Below are 19,436 nucleotides of genomic sequence, written 5' to 3'. Positions count from 1 at the left end.
AACCGTAGAGGACGACCATGATCAGCCCACACAGCGCCAGCGCCAGCACACCTGCCCCCGCCGCAATCGTGAAGGACGGGGCATTCGTCGGACAGCTGGTGGCCTCCCTGTCGATCCCGGTCTTCGTGCTCGACACCGATGCCCGGGTGATGATCTGGAACCGTGCCTGCGAGAACCTCACCGGCGTGCCGGCCCACGAGGTCTTGGGCACGAGCGACCATTGGCGCAGCTTCTACGAGCAGCGCCGCCCTACCCTGGCCGACCTGGTGCTGCAGGACCGTACCGACGACGTGCGGCGCATCCTGCCGCGCTGCGCCCCGGAAGGATCGCCGTCGAGCCTGTGCATCGAAAGCTGGTTCGACATGCCGCGCGCCGGCCGCCGCCGCTACCTGGCGGCCGATGCCAGCCCGATCTTCGGCGCCGACGGCGAGCTGGCGGCCGTGGTCGAGACCTTGCGCGACCTGACCGACGAAAAGATGGCCCAGGTCGCCCTGGAACAACTGGCCACCCGCGACGGGCTGACTGGCCTGGCCAACCGCCGCTGCTTCGACGACACCCTGCACGCCGAGTGGGCGCGCGCCCTGCGTCAGTCGCAGCCGCTGTCGCTGCTGATGGTCGACGTCGACAACTTCAAGGCCTACAACGACGCCAACGGCCATCTGGGCGGCGACGAATGCCTGAAACGGATCGCGCGGGCGGTCGCGAGCGAGATGCGCGCCAACGACCTGGTGGCGCGCTACGGCGGCGAGGAATTCGCGGTGATCCTGCCGAACCAGTCGCTCAAGGGCGCGGCCATCGTCGCCGAACGCATCCGCTGCCGGGTCGAACAGCTCCAGTTGCCGTCGAGCGCGCCCACCCGTCACGTGACGGTGTCGATCGGCGCCGCCACCGCGGTCGCGGGACCGGACACCAATGCGAGCCAGCTGGTCGCCACCGCCGACGCCGCGCTGTACCGCGCCAAGCATCTGGGCCGCAACCGTATCAGCCTGCCCCTGAGCGAAGCGGCCTAGCCTGAAACAAATCGGCGCCCGCCAGGGCGCCGATTCGGACTGCGCTAGTAAAGCCGGAACGGCATTACGAGGTCATCCGGTCCCAACCGTGGCGCACTGCCGACTTCATTTTCTCCCAGGTCGACTGCCCGTCGCTGCCGTAGCGGGTATCCCAGTCGGTGCGCAGGTCGTTCTCGACCTCGCCCCACTGGCGGCCGCGGTATTTCGGATCCCGGGCCATCGACGAGCCGTAGGAATAGGCAGGCTTGTAGTCATCGTAGCTGCCGGCGTCGGTCGCGCTGCTGTAGGTGGCGTTCCAGTGGCTGCGGTACTCGCGGTCGTCGTCATCGTCGTCCGTCACGCGGTCCCAGCCGTGGCGGACGGCGGCCTTCATGCGGTCCCAGGCGCCGGCGGAGGTGTCGCCATGGGTCGCGGTGCTGATGCGCGAATCCCAGCCCTTGCGCATGTCGCCCTCGATGTCGTCCCAGGGACGGTTACGGTAGAGCTCGCTCTTGCGCATCTCGGAACCATACGAGTAGGCCGGCTTGGCGCTGTCGTAGTCGACGCCGGTGCTGCTCATGTTGCTGTCGTAGTGGCTGCGGTAGTAGCTGTCGTCGTCGTCGTCCAGGGTCATGCGGTCCCAGCCATGACGCACGGCGGCCTTCATCTTTTCCCAGGTCGAGGGGCCGCCGCTGCCGCGGGTGTCCCAGTCGCTGCGCAGGTCGTGCTCGACCTGGTCCCACCGGCGGCCGCTGTACTTGCTGCTGCGCGCCATCTCGGAGCCGTAGCTGTAGGCCGGCGCGTAGTCGTCGTACGATTCGGCGCCGGTGCCGTTCATGCCGTAGGTGCTGTCGTAGTGCTTGCGGTAATAGCCGTCGTCGTCGAGCTTGCCGGACATCGCGCCCGCCATGGTGCCCGACGTCGCGCCGGTCTCGCCCATCCGTGAGTAGATACGCGAGCGGCCGCGCTGGGCTTCGCGCAGCGCCGCACTGCTGGTCGCCGACTGGTATCCAGTGTCGAACTGCTGCGATCCGAGCGAGCCGCTGTTCTGGGTGCCGTCGAGCGCGGAACCCTGCACATTGTTTTCCTGCAGGGTCGAACCCTGGAGCGAGGTGCCGCCGGTGGCGCTCAGGCCGCTCTTGCCCATCGGTTCCTGGTAGGTTTGCCCCATCGGCTCGGCCTGGTTCAGCGACTGCTGGGCGAACAGCTTGCGGTCGCCCGCGTTCTCGAGCTGCTGGTTGACGCCGCCGCTGGACTGCATCGACATGCCGCCGTTCTGTTGCATGCCGCCGGCGCCGCTCATGCGCATCGATTCGGCAGCGCCAGCGTGCATTGCTCCCGTGCCCGATGCCTGTTCGTCGATGTCGGTCGGGCCGTAGCGCTCGATGATGTCGGCCGCGCGCTCGACTTCCGGCAGCGAATCGGCGGTGAGGGTCAGGACGTGGTGGCCACGGGTTACCGCGCCCTCGTAGCGGCTGGCGTACTCGCTGTCATCGGAGCCGAACAGGTCGCTGAAGAAGTGCTTGATGCTGGCGCCGATGCCTGGGCCGTCGTCGGAATCGGTCGTGCGGGCGGTCGTGGCGGCACTGGCGCCGCTCACGCTGTCGGTCATGCCGGTCGGGTCGCCATTGGACAGGCGCACGTCCTGACGGGAAAAGTTCGACGACAGGAGTTCGTTCATCGCGTTCTGCGCATCGGTGTGGTTGTCGAACACGGCTACAAGCGTATGTTGCATGGTCGTTCCTCCGTAATGGTGAATCAAAGGCCTCGTGGCCGTCAGGCTAGTGTGTCGAGCGTACTCCATTTGCGGATGGGTGCGCGCGCGCCTGCCGGACCGGTGCGGCAGGCGCGTCCATCGGATACCGTCGGGTGAAGCCGACCGTGCGCAGACACACAAACGGCAATGTAAAACGGCGCCGCAGCGCCGTTTTTTGGTCCGCCGGAGCGGATGAGCAGGACAGGAATCAGTAGCCGCGCTTGCTGCTGTCGTCGTCGGTCATGCGATCCCAGCCATGACGCACCGCGGCCTTCATCTTCTCCCAGGTCGAGGCGCCGCCGGCGCTGCGCGATTCCCAGTTGGTGCGCAGGTCGGTTTCGACGTCGTCCCACTGGCGGCCGGCATACTGGCTGCGCATCTGCGAACCGTAGGTGTAGGCCGGGGCGTAGTCGTCATAGGCCGCGCCGCTCGAGGCGAAATTGCTCTGGTAGTGGTTGCGGTAGTAGCTGTCGTCGTCCCTGCCGCCCAGGCGCTCGACGTCGACCTCGGTGTGGCGCACGGTGTCCTGGATCTGTTCCTGGCGCTGGCTGACCTGCTTGCCGACGGTCACCTCTTCGACGACGCGGGCGGATTTCTGCACCACGGCTTCCTCGGAGGTCTCGCGCATCTCGATGGTCTGCTCCTTGAACGCGGTGGCGTCGGCCGGGTTGATCGGCTGGTCGACGGTACGGCGCTGCACGTCCACATGCTCTTCGCGCAGGCTGACGCTCTCGTTGACCGGGGTCTCGACGATGCGCGAGAAGATGCGCACGCCGCCGCGCTGGACTTCGCGCTTGCCGACCTTGAGCTGTTCTTCGACCACCGGAATGGATCGGGCCGCGTCAGGCTGGGTTGCCGTGTCGCGCTGCAGCGAGTCGGTGCGCGCGGTGCTGCCCTGCAGGTTGGCGGACTGGGCAGACAACGGGGCCGACTTCTGGACTCCGCTGTTCAAGTTCATGGCGCCCGCGGACATGCCGGTGGCGTCCGAATGCTCGTCGATGTCGATCGGGCCGAAGCGCTCGACGATGTCGGCGGCGCGCTCGACTTCCGGCAGCGAATCGGCAGTCAGGGTCACCACGCACTTGCCGCCCGAAACGGCGCCTTCGTAACGGTTGACGCGGCGGGCGTCGTCGTCGTCGTTGAACAGGTCGCTGAAGAAATTCTTGATGCTGGTGCCGATCCCGGTGTCGGTGTCGGTCCTGGTGGTGGTCGTGGTGGTGGAAGCGGAGCTGCCGGAGAGGCCGCTTGCCGAGCTGCCGCTGGACATGCGCACATCGCTGCGCGAGAAGCCCGAAGCGAGCAGTTCATCCATGGCGCTCTGAGCGTCGGCGTTGTTGTCGAATACGGCTACCAAAGTATGTTGCATGGTCATTCCTCCATCATCATTGGGTATCGGGTTCGGGCGACGATCCGGCCTCGTCGAAGCGCTCTACCTCGATCCGCTCGGCCTTGAGCGGAACGGTGTCGTGGTAGTGCTCCTCGTGCCGGGTGCGGGTGATGTGCAGTTCTTCCTTGATGCGCAGGCGGCGTTCGACCACCAGCACTTCCTCGAGAACCGGCACCACCAGGGTGTCGCCTTCGTAGCGGGTTGCTGGTGCCTCTTCCAGCGCGACGATACGGTCGATGGGGACATGCCGGACGTTCACCTCGTCGCGCGAGAGGCGCTCGTCGATCGTGACCGGCTGTTCCGAGACCGTCTTGTGGATGCGTACGCCGCGCCCGGTTTCCACGACGCGGGTGCCGACCGCCAACTGCTCTTCGAGCAAGGGAATGCGCAGCCCTTCCTGTTGCTTGTTGTCGGAGAGTTTGCTTGGCATCGGAGGCATCCTCGCGTCGCTGTTTCAGAGCAAACGAGAGTACCCGATTCACGGCGAGGCATGCACACCCTTGACTCCTGGAATGATGAGCGCGCTGCTGCCGGCGGTTGCCCGCGGCGAACCGGGGCGAAGGCTCAGGCGAAGGGATTGTCGACCTGCCTGACGGCGGGCGGCGGGAGCCGCTCGGGCAGGTCGCGCGCCTCCAATGCGGCGAGCACCACACCCAGCGCTTCATGCAGGCGGCGCGCGGCCGCCAGTCCCGCCTGGTCGGCGGTCAGGTCGATGTCGCCCGACAGGGTGACGCGGTCGAGCCGGTTTTCCAGCATCATGTTGCCGATCTCGAGGACGTCGGCCTCGTTGGCAAAGGGCTTGAACGGTTTCTTCGCTGGCATGGTGTGCTCCTCTCTGGCGATGCGGTCAGTTGCGTGACTTCCGTTGCCGGATCTTCGGCAATGCAAGCATGCGTTCCTTCTGCCGCCCCGTGAGCGAAGGCAGTAGTTCGATGCCGACGATGCGTTCGAGCTCGGCGACCGGAATCACGTGGATCGGCGCGTCGCCGCGGTTCTCGACGAACCACGCGGCGGCGGCCTTCTGGCGCGGGCTGTACACCACCTTGTACAGGTGGCTCGGCACGATCACGTTGCCGACCTTGCGCAGGCTGCTGCCGAGGAAGGCCGGGCCCGTGATCACGTACAGGGATCCTTCGCGCTTGGCCATCTTGCGGACCGCGCCTTCGATCGGGGCCCAGATGTGGCGGTTGTGCTCGCTATCCTGCGGCACCATGTTTGCGAGTGAAAAACTTTCGCGCTGAGCGCGCCGGTCCGGCATGTCGCCGTTCGGCGCCAGGTGGCCGCGGTCGAAGCCGCTACGCGCATAATCGGACAGTTCGGCCCGCTGCCCGCGCGGCAGGCGCGATTCGGGATGGAAGGCATTGTCGCGGTCCAGTCCTTCGGCGGCGGCGAGCTGGTCAGGCGCCAGGTGTTCGGCCGACCACAGTGCGGTACGGGTCACGCCCGAATGCATGACGCCGAACTCGCGGTAGCACAGTTCGCGGGTGGCGGTGCCCAGCTTCTGGTTGCGGATTTCAGGCGCGCGGCCGTCGAGATAGTGGTCGGGACAGGCAGCCTGCACCGCGCCTGCGGCCAGCAGCGCGGCAAGAGCGAACACGCGCGCGACGCGGGCGAAAATGGAATGGAGCATGACGGTGGACGGGGACATCGATAGCACGCATTGTAGCCGAGCGCCGTTGAGCGGCGTCAAACGTCAGGCTGTAAGGACGCGCACGATTGGAATGTCCTTTCCGGCGAGAATGAGCTAAACTTTCTGCTTTCTCAACAAAAGATTCCTTTTGGGAAATCCAACCCGAAGCGAATGAACCGTCCGCCGATCCCAGAGGATTTACGCCGTTTTGTCCTCACGAGCGTACCGTCCGTGCCTTTCCTCGAGGCGCTGCTGCTGCTGCGCGCCAATCCCGACCAGCAATGGACGGGCGAGATGCTTGCGCGCCGGCTGTACACCAGCGAGCGTACGGCTGCCGGCCTGCTCGACGAGCTGCACCGGTCCGGCATGGCCAGTCCCTGCCCCGTGCCGGACGAGCTCTGCTTTTGCTATGCGCCGGCGTCGGAAGCATTGCGTGAGCGTGTCGACGAGCTTGCCGAGCACTACGCGCGCCACCTGGTAGACATCACGAATCTGATCCATTCCACACTCGACCGGAAGGCGCAACAGTTCGCCGACGCATTCCGGCTGCGCAAGGATTCCTAATGGCCGAACTCATCTATACCCTGTGCATGCTGACCTCGCTGGCCTGTACCTGGCTGCTGTTCGCCAGCTACCGGCGCACCCGCTACCGCCTCCTGTTCTGGAGCGGGCTGTGCTTCGCGGTGATGACCGCTAATAACCTGTTCCTGATTTTCGACAAGATCGTGTTTCCGACTGTCGATTTCATGCCCATGCGCGTGATCAGCGCCCTGGTGGCCTGTCTGCTTCTGCTGTACGGCCTCATCTACGAGAAGGAGTGAAGCCATGGTCCAGTTGATGTACGGCGCGATTTCGATGGCTTCGCTGACCATCGCCCTGTTTTTCCTGCGCTTCTGGCGCAACACCGGCGATCGCTTCTTCTTGTATTTCGCCCTGTCCTTTTTCATCGAAGGCCTGCACAGGGTGTATTCGGCGGTGCTGAACGAGGCGGGCGAGGATTCTCCATTGCATTACCTGATCCGGGTATTGGCATACGGCATGATCGTGTGGGCAATCGTCGAGAAGAACCTGCCACGCAGGGACAGGCGCGATTGAAGGCGTTGGCTTAGCGTGCGCCCGGCAGCCGGGGGCGGCGCGATAATGGGTCATGAAAAACCGTCAACAGGAGGACGACATGGTTCCACCCATCCAACCAGAGCAAAGCCGAGCCGGACCGCAGGCCAATCCCGTCGCCGGGGGCGGCCAGGACCAGCGTTCCGACAAGCTGCTGCCCGGTGACGAAGGCGCCGAGGACGGCCGCTTCGACGTCGCCGAAGAAGTCAGCCTCGACCAGCATTCGGACGAAGCGCGCCGGGTCGGCCAGATGCCGGAGAACGGCATCGCCGATGCCGTGCCGGATGCGCTGAAGACTCCGGTGCCCTCGCAGCGCGTCCCCGAAAAAGAGTAAGCAGGCTCCAGGCCGCCGCCGGCGGCCTGTCGTTTTCCCCCTCTTTCGCTTCAATTCCGTTCAGCCGCCCATCGTCACACCCATCTTCAGGCCCTCGATCGTGTGCGCCTGCCGGATCGGCTCGAGCTGCTCGACCACGCGGCAGTTCAGGTGCCGGCGCACCGCTTCCGGCAGGCCGTCGTAATAAGCGCGCGACATCTGCAGGTCGTGCTTGATGGCGTTGGTCGCATCGGGCGCGTCGGCGCCCAGCACCAGCACCGGGCGCGATAGCGCCGAGCGGTTGGCGGTGCCGCGGTGGATGGTCAGGGCCGACCGCGCCGAGATATCCCCCACTTTCGGCAGCTTGCGCTGGGCCAGCGCCTCGTAGCGCGGATACAGCGACTTATCGGGGAACATCGGGTCGCCGTCGAACACATCCCACTGCGTGCCCGGCGCGATCTCGAACGGACCCATGTCCTCGGTAACGTCGACGGTGGTGAGGTTGAAGGCAAGCGAACTGAGGCGCCTGCCCTCCACCGTCTCGGGCGGCGCCTTGAAGTCGCGGTGCCACGGCTGGTGCATGGCGCCCGGCCCGGGGACGTCGAAGCCGACTTCGACGATGCGCCAGTCCGGGCCCAGCACCGCGCTGCACACGGCGCGCACCCAGGGGTGGCTGGCGATGGCGACGAAGGAGCGCAGGCGCTCCGGATGCACCTCGACGTAATAGCGGTTCGGGCCGCGGTTGAGCGCCCCGCCCTCGCGCGCCAGCGCTTCCTGAAACAGCATGTCGATGTCGGCGCGCAGTTCCGCGATCAATTCGCGGCTGTAGGCGCCGCGGCAGGCGATGATGCCGTCCCCGTACAGGCCGCGCATGATGTCGGCCACCTCGAATTCCGTGTTGCGCGCTGCGGTATTTGCTGCCGTATTTGCTGCACTGTCCATGCCTTACTCCTTCCTTGTGCCTGAGCGTGTGCCAGGCATGGCCTGCCTGGTTTGCTCGCACAGATACTACTGGCAATTCCGTGAGCGCGGCGCGAGCCCCGCCGGTTCACCATGCGATCGACAGCAGCAGCTCGCGCCGCGGATTGACGATCAGGGTGCCGCACGAAACGCTGCGTTTTGCCCTGGATTCAATCTATCGGGCGGCCCGGACAACTGTCAATTGTGCGCGCCGCATGCGGCGCCGACCGCACACTGTGCCTTGTTTCACGCATGCGACGGAGCTGCGGATGGATTTTTTGTTGTATAACAACGAGCTGGAAAGCTGGCTGCTGGCCCTCGGGGTTTGCGTCGGCACGACGGCCGCGATGTTCTTTCTCAAGATGCTGGTCATGCACCGGCTGGGCGACCTGTCGCGCCGCACCCTGACCCGGATCGACGACCTGGCCGTCACGATGCTGAACCGCACCTTCCTGGTGCTGTTGCTCGCGATTGGCGTCTACCTCGGAAGCATCTTCCTGGCGATGCCGGACAGCTGGCGCCTGGTGATATCGCGGGTGGCGGTCGCCGCCCTGATCCTGCAGCTCGGCATCTGGGGCGATACCGGCCTGCGCGGCTGGCGCAGCCAGCTGCTCGCGGTGCCGGGCGACGGCGCACGCAGGGCCTCGAGCACCATCCTGTTCTTCTTGATGCGGCTGGTGGTCTGGACGGTGGCCTTCCTGATGATGCTCGATAATTTCGGGTTCAACATCACCACCCTGGTCGCCAGCCTTGGCATCGGCGGCATCGCCGTGGCCCTGGCCACCCAGAATATCCTCGGGGATCTGTTCGCGTCGCTCTCCATCATGCTCGACAAGCCGTTCGAGGTCGGCGACTTCATCATCGTCGGCGATGCGCTCGGCGCGGTCGAGTACATCGGCCTGAAGACCACCCGCCTGCGCGGCCTGGGCGGCGAGCAGATCGTGTTCTCGAACAGCGAACTGCTCAGGAGCCGGATCCACAATCACAAGCGCATGCTGTCGCGCCGTGTCGCGTTCATCCTGCGCATTGCCTACGGCACCGCCGAAACACAGCTGACGGCCATCCCGGCGATGATCCGCGACATCATCGCGGCCCGCCCCGACGTCGACTTCGAGCGCGCCCACTTCTTCCGCTATGGCGACTGGTCGCTCGATGTCGAGGTGGTGTACCACTTCAAGAGTCCGGACTATGTCCTGCACATGGATGCCCAGCAAGACATCCTGTTGCAGGTCTACCGGAGCTTCCAGCGCGAGGGCATTCAGTTCGCGCATCCGCTCTCGGTCGTGCGGGTGGCCGGCGCCGACGATCCGGCGGGTGGCTGGCCGCCGCCGAATGCGGTTGCCGGCAACATGATGAAGCACTGAGGAAGATGACGCGACGGTATGCGCCGGACCGGTCCTACGCCGATGGGCCGGACAGTCCTATTCCGCAGCAGAGATCGGCGTCGTAAGATGGAGTCACATCGTCCGGAATACCTGTCCCGCAGGACGCGGCGCTGGAAACCGGACGAGACTTTATCAAGCCTGTCATCGATCAAGGAGATCATCATGGCATCGAACAAGCAGGGCAACGGCAAGCGCGGCTTTGCCTCCATGGACCCGCAACGCCAGCGCGAGATCGCCTCGCAGGGTGGCCGTGCGGCCCATGCGTCCGGCAACGCCCACGAGTTTACCTCGGCAGAGGCGCGCGAGGCCGGCCGCATGAGCCACAAGAACGACGGCAACCAGCAAAGCGGCAAGCGCGGCAATTCGCAAGGCGGGGACAAGCGCTAGGCGCGGCTTCCAGCTTCGCACAACGGCAACGGGCGGCGGGCATCCTGAGGGATGGCCCGCCGGCTTTATTGCGCTCGCTTCCCGAAAAAACCGGCGCCAAATAGAACACGGCGGCGGACCCGTGAAGGTTCGCCGCCGTGCCGTCGCCAGCCAGCGCCACGTCACCGGTGCGCTGGCCGCTTACCCTGTCAGGCGCTCTTTGCCACCGGCACCTGGGCAGCCTTGAGCGGCATGGCCTTGGCGGCTTCCTGGTTCGCCGGCAGGCGCGCGTGGCGGCCCGGGACGGCATTGGTAATCAGCTCGTGCATGCGCGACGCGGTCAGGTCCCACGAGGTGTTGGCGACAACTTCGCGCATGCGCTTGGCCATGGCCTGGCGTTCGTCGTCGGCCAGGGCCAGCTGGCGTTCGCAGGCCGCGATGAACTGGTCCGGGGTGTCGGCAACCGCCACCACGTCGCCGTAAGGCACCTTGACGTCGGTGATCGGCGTCGAGACCGCCGGCAGCTCGGCCGCCATGTACTCGAGCACCTTGGTCGGCGAGATGAACTTGGTCGAATCGTTCATCGCGAACGGCAGCAGGCAGACGTCCCAGCCGGCCAGGAACTGGGGCAGCTGGTCGTAGCTGCGCTGGCCCATGTAGTGGACGTTCGGCTGCTTCGGCAGCGTGGCCGGGTCGATTTTCACGACCGGGCCGACCATGACGATCTGCCATTCCGGATGGGCGTCGGCCATCTTCGACACGAGCTCGACATCCAGGCGTTCGTCGATGACGCCGTAGAAGCCGAGACGCGGGTACGGAATATGGGCCTGGTCAGGGTGCGAGATCTCGCGGTCCTGGGCCTGGCGGAAATGCCTGGCGTCGACGCTGCTCGAGAAGCAGTGTGCATTGGCGTGGCGGTCGCGCTTCGACTGGTACAGGCTGGGGCCGCCGGTGAAGACGACATCGGCCATGTTCAGCAGTGCGCTCTCGCGCTGCAGCAGCTGTTTCGGCGCGTTCTTGAACATCGCCAGCTCGTCCATGCAGTCATAGACGATCTTGGACGGGTTGAGGCCCTGCAGCAGCGGCAGCGCCATCGGGGTATAGAACCAGACCACCGGCTGCTCGTCGCCCGGGACGAGGTCGGCCAGCAGGGTTTGCAGGGTCGGGAGCTGGTCGTCGTGGAAGCCTGGTGCATGGATGGCGGTATGCGGCTGGCACACCGTGATGTTCGTCGCGACCGCCGTCTTCTTCAGGTATGCCTGCCCCTCGCTATACACCGGTTCCTCTACAAACACGATATCGTAATGTTCCGCCAGTCGGGTCATCAGGTGCTGTGGACGCTGGAAGACGAAATCCCAGCGCAGGTGGCAAAACACGATCAAGGTCGGCATATTCAATTCCTTTCGCCTTCGTGGCGCTATAGTTGTTGGCAAAGCCCGGCAGGTTTTTCTCTCTGTGCCAGTCCCCGGGTACGACGAATCGCGAGTGAGAACAGCGGTTCACAACGCACCGGACCCCCGAATCGTATCATGCAAATTTCCTAATATTTTCATTTATGCAGTGCAACATTGTTATTTAGAAATGTTGCAAGCAGATGTTACAAAGCCCTCTCATAGTAGGCAATCGACGGCCGAGCGCGGGCATGTAGGGCGCCTCCTACAGCGATACAAGAAAATCCACTACGAAAAGTCATCATGCTTGCTACCCTGTATGGGCGAACAGGGGTCCCTGGCACGGTCAGGCACCATTTTTCATTCGGGAAAACGGTCGCCGGGGTTGTACGGCGGCCGCGGAAACTGCTGCCGAGGACGCGGAAAAGCCGCGACGGGCCGCGCCGGCCATCAACCCGGCTGGTAGGGCTCGGCGCCTTCGGCGTGGCCGTCTTCGCTGAATCCGGTCGCCACCGACACGCCCTCGAGCCCGAGCGACAGCAGCGCATCGCACAGGTTGTCGAGCTCCGCCCCGAGGTCGGCAGCCAGGTCGACCGGCATTTCGACGCTGCCCCAGGGCGTGCCGCCATCCAGGGCATACAGGTTGATGCGCAGGACGATGTGCTCGCCGCCGTCGAGCGGTGCGACCGCCGCATGCACGCGGTCCGGTTCCAGGTCCTTGGCGGACAGCGTGCGCGCCACGTCGGACAGGATGCCCAGGGTGGTCAGCTCGCTGACGCCCTGTTCCTTGGCGCCGTAGAACAGGTCCTGGTAAAGGAAGTCGACGTGGACGCCGTCCGGCTCGCGCGCCAGCAGGCGCCGCACCAGCGGAGCGACCTGGAAGCTCCAGGCGCGGTAGCGTTCCTCGCGGCCTGCGTACCAGGCATCGGAACCGGCTTCGTCGCCCGGCACCGCATAGAACGGGTCGTCCGCGCGCTTGAGCGAAAAGCCGAGCAGGAAGCGCAGTTCCAGCGCCGGATCGTCCGGCGCGAAGCGCTCGCCGGTCCAGCCGCGGATGCTGGCCTCGATGGTCGGCGCCGGCTGCAGCTTCTTCTCGAGCAACGAGGCGGCGGCCTCGCGCAGCATCTCTTGCAGGGTCGAGTAGGAGACATGGTCGATCTCGGCCAGGTCGTAGGCATGCTGGACCAGCACGAGCTTGCCGTCCGCGCTTTCCAGCCCGGCCGGGTGGAAGCTGTTGGCCAGTGTTTCGAAGGCCTCCTCGTCCTGGAAGCTCTCCTCGGCCCGCAGGCCGCCGGTGGTCCGCACGAAGAGCGGAATCAGGAAGGCGTCGATCTCGTATTCCGTGCCCTCCTTGCCTTCGTGGCCGCCGTTGCCGTTCCCTGCTGATCGGCGCAGACGCAGGCTGGCCGCTTCCTCTTCGATGCGGCCGCGCAGGAGGCGGCAGGCCTCGGGATCGGTATAGCGCGCAAGCTCGATCGCCTCGTACAGCGCCTCGTCGCGCTTCTTGCGCAGCAGCTTGCGCACCGCCCCCAGCAGTTCCTCTTCGCGCTCGGAGGAGGAGCCGAAGCCCGGCGCTTCCTCGCGCTCGGCGATGGCCAGGGCCAGGTCGGCCAGTTCCTGGGCCACGGAGCCGTTGTCCGGCTCGCGCGGGTTGTTGGAAGTGCGGGGCAGCGGGCGCTTATTCTTGGGCATGGCGATGGTCGGTAATGAACGAGTCGCCATGTTAGCGCATTGGCATGGCGGCGCGCGGCCCGAATGCGCCCAGGTGTTATGCTTCAGCCAAAACAACGGAGGAGTGCAGTAATGCTCGACAGATTCTTCAAGCTCACCCACAGCGGCACCGACGTCCGCACCGAACTGCTGGCCGGCCTGACCACCTTCCTGACGATGGTGTACATCATCTTCGTCAACCCGTCGATCCTGGGCGACGCGGGCATGCCGAAGGAGTCGGTGTTCGTGGCCACTTGCCTGGTGGCGGCGCTCGGCACGGCGGTGATGGGCTTGTACGCGAACTACCCGATCGCGATGGCGCCCGGAATGGGCCTGAACGCCTATTTCGCGTATGCGGTGGTGCTGGGCATGGGCATCGCATGGCAGGCCGCGCTCGGCGCGGTGTTCATCTCCGGCTGCCTGTTCATCCTGGTGTCGGTGCTGGGCCTGCGCGGCATGATCGTCAACGGCATCCCGAAATCGATGCGGGTCGCGATCACGGTGGGCCTCGGCATGTTCCTGGCCCTGATCGCGCTGAAGAACGCCGGCATCGTCGTGGCCAACGAGGCGACCCTGGTCAAGGCCGGCGACCTGCACGCGCCGCCGGCGATCATGGCCGTGGTCGGCTTCTTCGCCATCGTCGCGCTCGACCGCCTGCGCGTGAAGGGTGCCATCCTGATCGGCATCGTGCTGGTGACGGTGCTTTCCTTTTTCTTCGGCGGGAATACCTACAAGGGCATCTTCTCGGCCCCGCCCTCGATCGAGCCGACCCTGTTCCAGCTCGACATCCCGGGCGCCATCTCGAGCGGCATCCTGAACATCGTGCTGGTGTTCTTCCTGGTCGAGCTGTTCGACGCCACCGGCACCCTGATGGGGGTGGCGCGCCGCGCCGGCCTGCTGGTCGAGGGCAAGATGGACCGCCTCAACAAGGCCCTGCTGGCCGACAGCGGCGCCATCGTCGCCGGCAGCATCCTGGGCACCTCCAGCACCACCGCCTACCTCGAGAGCGCCTCCGGGGTGCAGGCCGGCGGCCGCACCGGCCTGACCGCGCTCACGGTGGCGGTGCTGTTCCTGGCCTGCCTGTTCATCGCGCCGCTGGCTGGCGTGGTGCCGGCCTACGCCACCGCGCCGGCGCTGCTGTTCGTCGCCTGCCTGATGCTGTCCGACCTGGGCGAGGTCGAATGGGGCGACTCCACCGAGAGCATCCCGGCGGCCGTGACCGCCCTCACCATGCCCTTCACCTTCTCGATTGCCGAAGGCATCGCCTTCGGCTTCATCACCTACGCCGTGCTCAAGCTGCTGACTGGACGAGCGCGCGAAGTGGCGCCGGTGGTGTGGGTGATCGCCGCGCTGTTCACTTTCAAGATCGTGGTCGTTGGCACCTGATCGGCACCTGATCCACCCGCTTAAAATGTGTCTCAAAGCATCGCTTCCTGCGTGCTTTGGGATACAATGTCGGGCATCTTGCTGGCAATACGGTACCCATGAGACACGCACCATTCCCTGCATACACCCTGACACTCTTCCTGCTCGTCTCCCACGGCGCGGCCAGGGCGGAGATCGACCTTCCACCCGTGGGCAATGTCCACGCGCCGCTCACCATCGCAAAGCCCCAGATTCCCGAAGGCGGCTGGTTCACCTCGGCTGAACTGGGTGCGATCACGACCTCGGGCAATACCACCGGCACCTCGGTCACCGGCAAGATCGACGCGCGCCACGAGACCGCCAACTGGAGCCACGAATTCATCGTCAGCGGCTTTTTCAAGGAAGACGAGCACGAGGACGAGGACGGCAATACCGTACGCAGCAAGTCGGCCGAGCGCTTCGCCGCGTCGGCCAAGGCCTCGCTCAAGCTGCTGGGCGAAGGAAAACGCGCCTTCATCCTCGGTTCGCACGTGAACGATAAATTCGGCGCCTACACCCGCTATTCCTCGCTCGCGGTCGGTCACGGTTCGCGCTGGCTGAATTCGGACGACCAGACCCTCGACGTGGAAGTCGGTCCCGGCTATTTCACCGGCGAACGCGCTACCGGCGAGGACGAAAGCGGCGTGACCGTGCGCGGCGCGGCGCAGTTCCGCTGGCGCGTCAGCCCATCGGCCTTCTTTGCCCAGACGGTCAGTGTCGAGAAAGGCACCTCGAACACCCGCTCGGTCGCTGAAACCTCGCTCAGCACCAAGATCAACTCGACCATGCAGATGAAGGCCGGATTCAGCGCGCGCAACGACAGCAGCGTCCCGGACGGCAAGAAGAACACCGACACCCAGACTTCGTTAACGATGGTCTATTCGTTCTGAGGCCTGAAAGAATGGCCCCTTCGCGGGGCCATTCCTGCTTTCCGCCGCAGGTATTCCCTCAGCGTGTAGCCGAGTGCAAGGGACCGGCAGCGTGCTTGGCCCCGATCGCCACCAGGGCAAGCAGGCTGAGCAGTGCCGCCGCGCTCAGGTAATAGCCGACAAAGGCCAGCCCGTAATTGGTGGCCAGCCAGGTCGCGACGTACGGAGCCAGCGACGCCCCCAGGATGCCGGCCAGGTTGAAGGTGAGCGAGGCGCCGGTGTAGCGCACCTCGGCCGGGAACAGCTCGGACAGCAAGGTGCCGAGCGGTCCGTAGGTGAAGCCGACCAGGCACATCCCCAGCACCATGAAGCTGCTTACGGCCACCAGCGTGCCGGCGCCGAACAGTGGCCCGAACAGCAGGCCGAACAGGGCAATCGCCGCGCTGACCAGGATCATCGCCGCGCGCCGCCCGTAGCGGTCGGCCAGCAGCGCCGAGGGCGGAATCGTCAAGCCGAAGAACACCACCGCGACCAGTTGCACGGTCAGGAATTCCTGGCGCGAAAAGCCCAGTGTCGTCGTGCCCCAACTCAGGGCGAATACCGTCATCAGGTAGAACACGACAAAGGTCGCCAGCGCGATGACCGTGCCCAGCACCAGCGAGCGGGTATGGTCCTTGAACACCGCCACCACCGGCACCTTGACCCGTTCGTTACGGTCGAGCACCTTCTGGAAATCGGGCGTCTCGGTGATCTTCAGGCGCACGTACAGCCCGACCAGCACCAGCAGCGCGCTGGCCAGGAAGGGAATCCGCCAGCCCCAGCTGAAGAAGTCCTCGTCCGTCATCAGGGTGCCCAGCAGCAGGAACGTGCCCCCCGACAGGAAGAAGCCGATCGGTGCGCCCAGCTGCGGGAACATGCCATACCAGGCGCGCTTGCCGGGCGGCGCGTTCTCGGTGGCAAGCAGCACCGCCCCGCCCCATTCTCCGCCCAGGCCGAGCCCCTGGCCGAAGCGGCACAGGGCCAGCAGCAGCGGAGCCAGGGTGCCGATCGAGGCGTACGTGGGCAGCAGGCCGATCAGCACGGTCGAGATGCCCATGGTCAGCAGCGCCGCCACCAGGGTGGCCTTGCGCCCGACCCGGTCGCCGAAGTGGCCGAACACGGCCGAGCCTACCGGACGCGCGAAAAAGGCGATGGCGAAGGTGGCCAGCGATTGCAGGGTGGCGGCCGCCGGGTCGGCGGCCGGGAAGAACAGGCGCGGGAAGACCAGCACCGCGGCGGTGGCGTAGATGTAGAAGTCGTAGAACTCGATGGTGGTGCCGATCAGGCTCGCGAACAGGACGGTGCGTGGCTTGTTGGCAGCGCTCATGCTGCACCGGCCTGAGCCAGCGCGACCCGCACTTCGTCGGCGGACACCGGCCGGACTACCCGTGCCACTTCCTTGCCATCCTTGAGTACGACCACGGTCGGCCACAGCTTGATGCGGAACGAGCGGCCCAATGGGCGCCCCGGGCCGTCCTCGACCTTCAGGTGGCGCACGACGTTGCTCCCTGCTTTGCTCCCTCCCTTGCTCCCCTCTGTACTGCCGGCCAGGGCCTCGTCGATCAGCGGCTCGGCCGCGCGGCAATAGCCGCACCAGTTGGCGCCGAAATCGAGCATTACCGTGCCCGGCATGGCGTCGACGGCGCTGCGCTCGGGCTGGGCGGTTTCATAGGGTGCGGACATGCTGGCTTCCTCCTTCTGGTGCGGTAGTGGTGTTGATACGGCAAGCGTACCTCAAAAAGTTGCCATTGGCACGGTCCCGCGGGACGATTCCGGGGCGCGCGTGGCGCACTAGGTGAAACAGCGTACGGAACGCGTCCGGTGGGAATGGCAAATTGGGCCCAGGCAAATGTGATCAAGGAGACAATCATGTCCGACAACCTGCAAAACCGTGGTGCCCAAGACCGCGCCCGCATCAACGTCAACGAAGAGTGGGAAGTACGCCATTGGACCCAAGCGCTGGGCGTGAGCAAGGAAGAGCTCGAACGCGCCGTGAAGCAGGTCGGCCCGGTTGCCGAAACCGTGCGCGAGCACTTGAAGCGCCACTGATCCTCATAGCGGGCGCGCATCGCGCCTACCGGCGCCACGTCGATTCAACAGGGCCGGCGCATGCGGCAACCACGCCACGGCAGAACAAAAGCCGGGCATGGAGGAGTGGCTTCTGTTAAGCTTGCCGGCATTGCATTTTTACAATGCCGGCACCTACTTCCAGCACCACCCCCAACCGCATGCCTGCATGAAGACACGCACTACCCTGTTCCTGATGGCGGCCGCCATCCTGATCCCGGTCGCCCTGGCGTTCTGGATCGGGGTGTCCATGCTGCTCGACTGGGAACGCGAGTCGCGCATCCAGCGGGTGCAGGAAACAGCGCGCTCCACCGCCCTGCTGGTGGAACGCGAGATCGCCGTCAAGGAAGCGCTGCTGAACGTCCTCGCCAATTCCGAAGCGCTTGGAGAACAAAATTTTGCGCGCGTGTACCGGCTGGCCGCGCGCATGAACGCCAGCGATCCCCTATCCTGGACCATTCTGATCGACGCGCGGACGCGGCCCATCTTCAATACCCTGAAGCCCTTCGGAACCGAACTGAAAGGCAGCAGCCGCCCCTACGCCGCCGATGTGCTCCATAAAAACAAGACACGGATCTCAGGTTACTTCAGGGGCACGACCTCGCAGCGCTCGGTGGTATCGGTGGACGTGCCCACGCCGCCCGGCCCGGGGCCGCGCTACGTGGTCAGCCAGATCTTCGACGCGCGCTACTTCGAGCGCGTGTTCGCCAACGGCACGCTCGAGCCGAGCTGGCGGGTCGGCATCTTCGACCCGAATGGCGTCACGATTGCCGACAACGCGGTGCGCAAGCGCGATGCCGGGCAGGCGGCCGGCGAGACGATGCATCCGGAGGTGCGTGCGGCCGCCCTGCACGCAGGCAGCGGCGTGCTGCGTCACGTCACGCACGACGGCACCGAGGTCTACGGTGTATACACCCGTGCGGCTGCCAGCGGCTGGACCGTCGTGATCGGCGTGCCGGTCGCCGAGATCGAATCGGCGGCCCGCACCGCGGCCACCTATGCCACGCTCGCGCTGATCGTGCTGATGGGATTCGCGGTGCTGCTCGCCGTCTACTTCGGCAACAAGCTGTCGAACGCCTTGCAGCAGGCCGGAAGCGTCGCCAATTCGCTCGCGCGCGGCGCCATTGCGCGCCCACGTCCCACCAGGGTGGACGAAGTCGACGCCCTGCTCGACGGGCTGCACTACACCAGCGAGGCCTTGTCGCGCGAAAGCGCGGCGCGCCAGGCGCTGCAGCACGAACGCGAACAGCTTCTCGTGAGCGAACAGCGGGCGCGCCGGGTGGCCGAAGCGCAGAGCCGGGCCAAAGACAATTTCCTGGCCATGCTCGGGCACGAACTGCGCAATCCGCTGGCGGCAATCTCGGGCGCCATGAGCGTGCTCGACATGCCGGCCCTAAAGCCCGAAGTGGCGGCCAATGCGCGCGAGATCAGCCGCCGCCAGATGCGCCACCTGACCCGCATCGTGGACGATCTGCTCGACGTCCAGCGCATCTTGTCGGGCAAGATCGTGCTGCAGCGGACGCCGGTCGACCTGGGCGAGGTGCTGCGCTCCTGCGCCGAGGCCAAGCGCCTGGTCGACGCCGGCAGCCACCGCTGGCAGATCGAGCTCGCACCTGGCTGGGTCGATGGCGACCGCACCCGCCTGGAACAAATCGTCGACAACCTGCTGCACAATGCCATCAAGTACACCCCTGCCGGCGGCACCATCACGGTGCGCTGCCAGGGCGCAGGCAAGGACGTCGTGGTGGAGGTGTGCGACACCGGCGTCGGCCTCGCGCCCGAGTTGTTGCCAGTCATTTTCGATGTGCTGGTGCAAGGTCCGACCAGCATAGACCGGGCCCAGGGCGGCCTGGGGCTGGGACTGGCACTGGTCAAGGAGCTCACTGCGCTGCACGGCGGGCGGGTCTCGGTGCACAGCGCCGGCCATGGGCAGGGCTGCACCTTCACCCTGGTGTTTCCGCTGCACCATGACCCGGCAACAGATCCCGTTCCGGCCCAGGGCCAGACCGCGGCGGTCCGCGCCACGCTCGATCCGGCCTGAGCCTGTAAAAAACCGA

General features: G+C 65.7%; 21 protein-coding genes. 11 read left to right on the top strand and 10 right to left on the bottom strand.

Annotated elements, in window-relative coordinates:
- Positions 1-17: 17 nt before the first annotated feature.
- Complete coding sequence (locus AC56LU_RS02270; protein ID WP_497173970.1) at positions 18-1,010, top strand: sensor domain-containing diguanylate cyclase; 993 nt, start codon at positions 18-20, stop codon at positions 1,008-1,010.
- A 64-nt stretch (positions 1,011-1,074) separates the two neighbouring features.
- Here AC56LU_RS02270 and AC56LU_RS02265 read toward each other — a convergent pair whose 3' ends face one another.
- The 5 genes from AC56LU_RS02265 to AC56LU_RS02245 form a co-directional block, all read right to left on the bottom strand.
- A complete protein-coding gene (locus AC56LU_RS02265) occupies positions 1,075-2,724 on the bottom strand; it encodes a hypothetical protein (RefSeq protein WP_497173969.1) in 1,650 nt (549 codons plus the stop codon).
- 229 nt (positions 2,725-2,953) lie between these two features.
- Positions 2,954-4,111, bottom strand: coding sequence for a YsnF/AvaK domain-containing protein (locus AC56LU_RS02260; RefSeq protein ID WP_497173968.1), 1,158 nt, complete (start codon positions 4,109-4,111; stop codon positions 2,954-2,956).
- Between the two features lie 16 nt (positions 4,112-4,127).
- The gene (locus tag AC56LU_RS02255; RefSeq protein WP_497173967.1) at positions 4,128-4,562 is read right to left on the bottom strand and encodes a DUF2382 domain-containing protein; all 435 of its coding nucleotides are present in this window, start codon (positions 4,560-4,562) and stop codon (positions 4,128-4,130) included.
- A 134-nt stretch (positions 4,563-4,696) separates the two neighbouring features.
- Complete coding sequence (locus tag AC56LU_RS02250; protein ID WP_497173966.1) at positions 4,697-4,954, bottom strand: hypothetical protein; 258 nt, start codon at positions 4,952-4,954, stop codon at positions 4,697-4,699.
- A 25-nt stretch (positions 4,955-4,979) separates the two neighbouring features.
- Positions 4,980-5,762, bottom strand: coding sequence for a DNA/RNA non-specific endonuclease (locus tag AC56LU_RS02245; RefSeq protein WP_497173965.1), 783 nt, complete (start codon positions 5,760-5,762; stop codon positions 4,980-4,982).
- A gap of 171 nt (positions 5,763-5,933) precedes the next feature.
- Here AC56LU_RS02245 and AC56LU_RS02240 point away from each other — a divergent pair, with 171 nt between their 5' ends.
- The 4 genes from AC56LU_RS02240 to AC56LU_RS02225 all read left to right on the top strand — a co-directional run bounded on the left by AC56LU_RS02240 (position 5,934) and on the right by AC56LU_RS02225 (position 7,209).
- The gene (locus AC56LU_RS02240) at positions 5,934-6,326 is read left to right on the top strand and encodes a hypothetical protein (protein WP_497173964.1); all 393 of its coding nucleotides are present in this window, start codon (positions 5,934-5,936) and stop codon (positions 6,324-6,326) included.
- The gene (locus tag AC56LU_RS02235) at positions 6,326-6,583 is read left to right on the top strand and encodes a DUF5985 family protein (RefSeq protein ID WP_497173963.1); all 258 of its coding nucleotides are present in this window, start codon (positions 6,326-6,328) and stop codon (positions 6,581-6,583) included. The genes AC56LU_RS02240 and AC56LU_RS02235 overlap by 1 nt, the downstream gene beginning before the upstream one ends.
- Before the next feature lie 4 nt (positions 6,584-6,587).
- A complete protein-coding gene (locus AC56LU_RS02230; RefSeq protein WP_497173962.1) occupies positions 6,588-6,857 on the top strand; it encodes a DUF5985 family protein in 270 nt (89 codons plus the stop codon).
- Positions 6,858-6,936: 79 nt separating this feature from the next.
- The gene (locus AC56LU_RS02225) at positions 6,937-7,209 is read left to right on the top strand and encodes a hypothetical protein (protein ID WP_497173961.1); all 273 of its coding nucleotides are present in this window, start codon (positions 6,937-6,939) and stop codon (positions 7,207-7,209) included.
- A gap of 60 nt (positions 7,210-7,269) precedes the next feature.
- Here AC56LU_RS02225 and AC56LU_RS02220 read toward each other — a convergent pair whose 3' ends face one another.
- On the bottom strand, positions 7,270-8,130 hold the full coding sequence (locus AC56LU_RS02220) for a phytanoyl-CoA dioxygenase family protein (RefSeq protein WP_497173960.1): 861 nt from the start codon (positions 8,128-8,130) through the stop codon (positions 7,270-7,272).
- A gap of 287 nt (positions 8,131-8,417) precedes the next feature.
- Between AC56LU_RS02220 and AC56LU_RS02215 the strand changes: the two genes are divergently transcribed.
- Positions 8,418-9,512 carry a mechanosensitive ion channel family protein gene (locus AC56LU_RS02215; RefSeq protein ID WP_497173959.1) on the top strand — a complete coding sequence of 365 codons (1,095 nt, stop codon included), beginning with the start codon at positions 8,418-8,420 and terminating at the stop codon, positions 9,510-9,512.
- Between the two features lie 87 nt (positions 9,513-9,599).
- On the top strand, positions 9,600-9,920 hold the full coding sequence (locus AC56LU_RS02210; protein WP_497173958.1) for a KGG domain-containing protein: 321 nt from the start codon (positions 9,600-9,602) through the stop codon (positions 9,918-9,920).
- 188 nt (positions 9,921-10,108) lie between these two features.
- Here AC56LU_RS02210 and AC56LU_RS02205 read toward each other — a convergent pair whose 3' ends face one another.
- Together AC56LU_RS02205 and AC56LU_RS02200 are read right to left on the bottom strand one after the other, a co-directional pair.
- Positions 10,109-11,290, bottom strand: a complete 1,182-nt coding sequence (locus AC56LU_RS02205) for a glycosyltransferase family 1 protein (RefSeq protein WP_497173957.1) — start codon at positions 11,288-11,290, stop codon at positions 10,109-10,111.
- A 450-nt stretch (positions 11,291-11,740) separates the two neighbouring features.
- Positions 11,741-12,982, bottom strand: coding sequence for a hypothetical protein (locus AC56LU_RS02200; RefSeq protein WP_497173956.1), 1,242 nt, complete (start codon positions 12,980-12,982; stop codon positions 11,741-11,743).
- Positions 12,983-13,093: 111 nt separating this feature from the next.
- Here AC56LU_RS02200 and AC56LU_RS02195 point away from each other — a divergent pair, with 111 nt between their 5' ends.
- Together AC56LU_RS02195 and AC56LU_RS02190 are read left to right on the top strand one after the other, a co-directional pair.
- Entirely contained in the window at positions 13,094-14,386 is a 1,293-nt protein-coding gene (locus AC56LU_RS02195; protein WP_497173955.1) for an NCS2 family permease, read from the top strand.
- A gap of 98 nt (positions 14,387-14,484) precedes the next feature.
- Positions 14,485-15,294 carry a DUF481 domain-containing protein gene (locus AC56LU_RS02190; RefSeq protein WP_497173954.1) on the top strand — a complete coding sequence of 270 codons (810 nt, stop codon included), beginning with the start codon at positions 14,485-14,487 and terminating at the stop codon, positions 15,292-15,294.
- A gap of 58 nt (positions 15,295-15,352) precedes the next feature.
- Here AC56LU_RS02190 and AC56LU_RS02185 read toward each other — a convergent pair whose 3' ends face one another.
- Positions 15,353-16,639: an MFS transporter gene (locus AC56LU_RS02185; protein WP_497173953.1), complete on the bottom strand. Its 1,287-nt coding sequence runs from the start codon at positions 16,637-16,639 to the stop codon at positions 15,353-15,355.
- The gene (locus AC56LU_RS02180) at positions 16,636-16,995 is read right to left on the bottom strand and encodes a thioredoxin family protein (protein WP_497173952.1); all 360 of its coding nucleotides are present in this window, start codon (positions 16,993-16,995) and stop codon (positions 16,636-16,638) included. Before AC56LU_RS02180 ends, AC56LU_RS02185 begins: the two co-directional genes overlap by 4 nt.
- 186 nt (positions 16,996-17,181) lie before the next feature.
- Here AC56LU_RS02180 and AC56LU_RS02175 point away from each other — a divergent pair, with 186 nt between their 5' ends.
- Positions 17,182-17,361 carry a DUF3606 domain-containing protein gene (locus AC56LU_RS02175; RefSeq protein ID WP_497173951.1) on the top strand — a complete coding sequence of 60 codons (180 nt, stop codon included), beginning with the start codon at positions 17,182-17,184 and terminating at the stop codon, positions 17,359-17,361.
- Positions 17,362-17,548: 187 nt separating this feature from the next.
- Positions 17,549-19,420, top strand: a complete 1,872-nt coding sequence (locus AC56LU_RS02170) for a sensor histidine kinase (protein WP_497173950.1) — start codon at positions 17,549-17,551, stop codon at positions 19,418-19,420.
- The last annotated feature ends 16 nt before the right edge of the window (positions 19,421-19,436 follow it).

Source organism: Telluria sp. PB2R4 (assembly GCF_059685695.1).
The sequence above is the reverse complement of the archived record's forward strand: the minus strand, read 5'-3'. Positions and strand labels throughout refer to the sequence as shown.

Bases quoted from the DNA above. Each gene is read 5' to 3' on its own strand.
- AC56LU_RS02265 (WP_497173969.1), bottom strand. From the start codon at position 2,724: ATGCAACATACGCTTGTAGCCGTGTTCGACAACCACACCGATGCGCAG.
- AC56LU_RS02175 (WP_497173951.1), top strand. From the start codon at position 17,182: ATGTCCGACAACCTGCAAAACCGTGGTGCCCAAGACCGCGCCCGCATC.
- AC56LU_RS02270 (WP_497173970.1), top strand. From the start codon at position 18: ATGATCAGCCCACACAGCGCCAGCGCCAGCACACCTGCCCCCGCCGCA.
- AC56LU_RS02225 (WP_497173961.1), top strand. From the start codon at position 6,937: ATGGTTCCACCCATCCAACCAGAGCAAAGCCGAGCCGGACCGCAGGCC.
- AC56LU_RS02240 (WP_497173964.1), top strand. From the start codon at position 5,934: ATGAACCGTCCGCCGATCCCAGAGGATTTACGCCGTTTTGTCCTCACG.
- AC56LU_RS02250 (WP_497173966.1), bottom strand. From the start codon at position 4,954: ATGCCAGCGAAGAAACCGTTCAAGCCCTTTGCCAACGAGGCCGACGTC.
- AC56LU_RS02170 (WP_497173950.1), top strand. From the start codon at position 17,549: ATGAAGACACGCACTACCCTGTTCCTGATGGCGGCCGCCATCCTGATC.
- AC56LU_RS02260 (WP_497173968.1), bottom strand. From the start codon at position 4,111: ATGCAACATACTTTGGTAGCCGTATTCGACAACAACGCCGACGCTCAG.
- AC56LU_RS02230 (WP_497173962.1), top strand. From the start codon at position 6,588: ATGGTCCAGTTGATGTACGGCGCGATTTCGATGGCTTCGCTGACCATC.
- AC56LU_RS02185 (WP_497173953.1), bottom strand. From the start codon at position 16,639: ATGAGCGCTGCCAACAAGCCACGCACCGTCCTGTTCGCGAGCCTGATC.
- AC56LU_RS02205 (WP_497173957.1), bottom strand. From the start codon at position 11,290: ATGCCGACCTTGATCGTGTTTTGCCACCTGCGCTGGGATTTCGTCTTC.
- AC56LU_RS02190 (WP_497173954.1), top strand. From the start codon at position 14,485: ATGAGACACGCACCATTCCCTGCATACACCCTGACACTCTTCCTGCTC.
- AC56LU_RS02210 (WP_497173958.1), top strand. From the start codon at position 9,600: ATGGAGTCACATCGTCCGGAATACCTGTCCCGCAGGACGCGGCGCTGG.
- AC56LU_RS02180 (WP_497173952.1), bottom strand. From the start codon at position 16,995: ATGTCCGCACCCTATGAAACCGCCCAGCCCGAGCGCAGCGCCGTCGAC.
- AC56LU_RS02200 (WP_497173956.1), bottom strand. From the start codon at position 12,982: ATGCCCAAGAATAAGCGCCCGCTGCCCCGCACTTCCAACAACCCGCGC.
- AC56LU_RS02220 (WP_497173960.1), bottom strand. From the start codon at position 8,130: ATGGACAGTGCAGCAAATACGGCAGCAAATACCGCAGCGCGCAACACG.
- AC56LU_RS02235 (WP_497173963.1), top strand. From the start codon at position 6,326: ATGGCCGAACTCATCTATACCCTGTGCATGCTGACCTCGCTGGCCTGT.
- AC56LU_RS02255 (WP_497173967.1), bottom strand. From the start codon at position 4,562: ATGCCAAGCAAACTCTCCGACAACAAGCAACAGGAAGGGCTGCGCATT.
- AC56LU_RS02245 (WP_497173965.1), bottom strand. From the start codon at position 5,762: ATGCTCCATTCCATTTTCGCCCGCGTCGCGCGCGTGTTCGCTCTTGCC.
- AC56LU_RS02215 (WP_497173959.1), top strand. From the start codon at position 8,418: ATGGATTTTTTGTTGTATAACAACGAGCTGGAAAGCTGGCTGCTGGCC.
- AC56LU_RS02195 (WP_497173955.1), top strand. From the start codon at position 13,094: ATGCTCGACAGATTCTTCAAGCTCACCCACAGCGGCACCGACGTCCGC.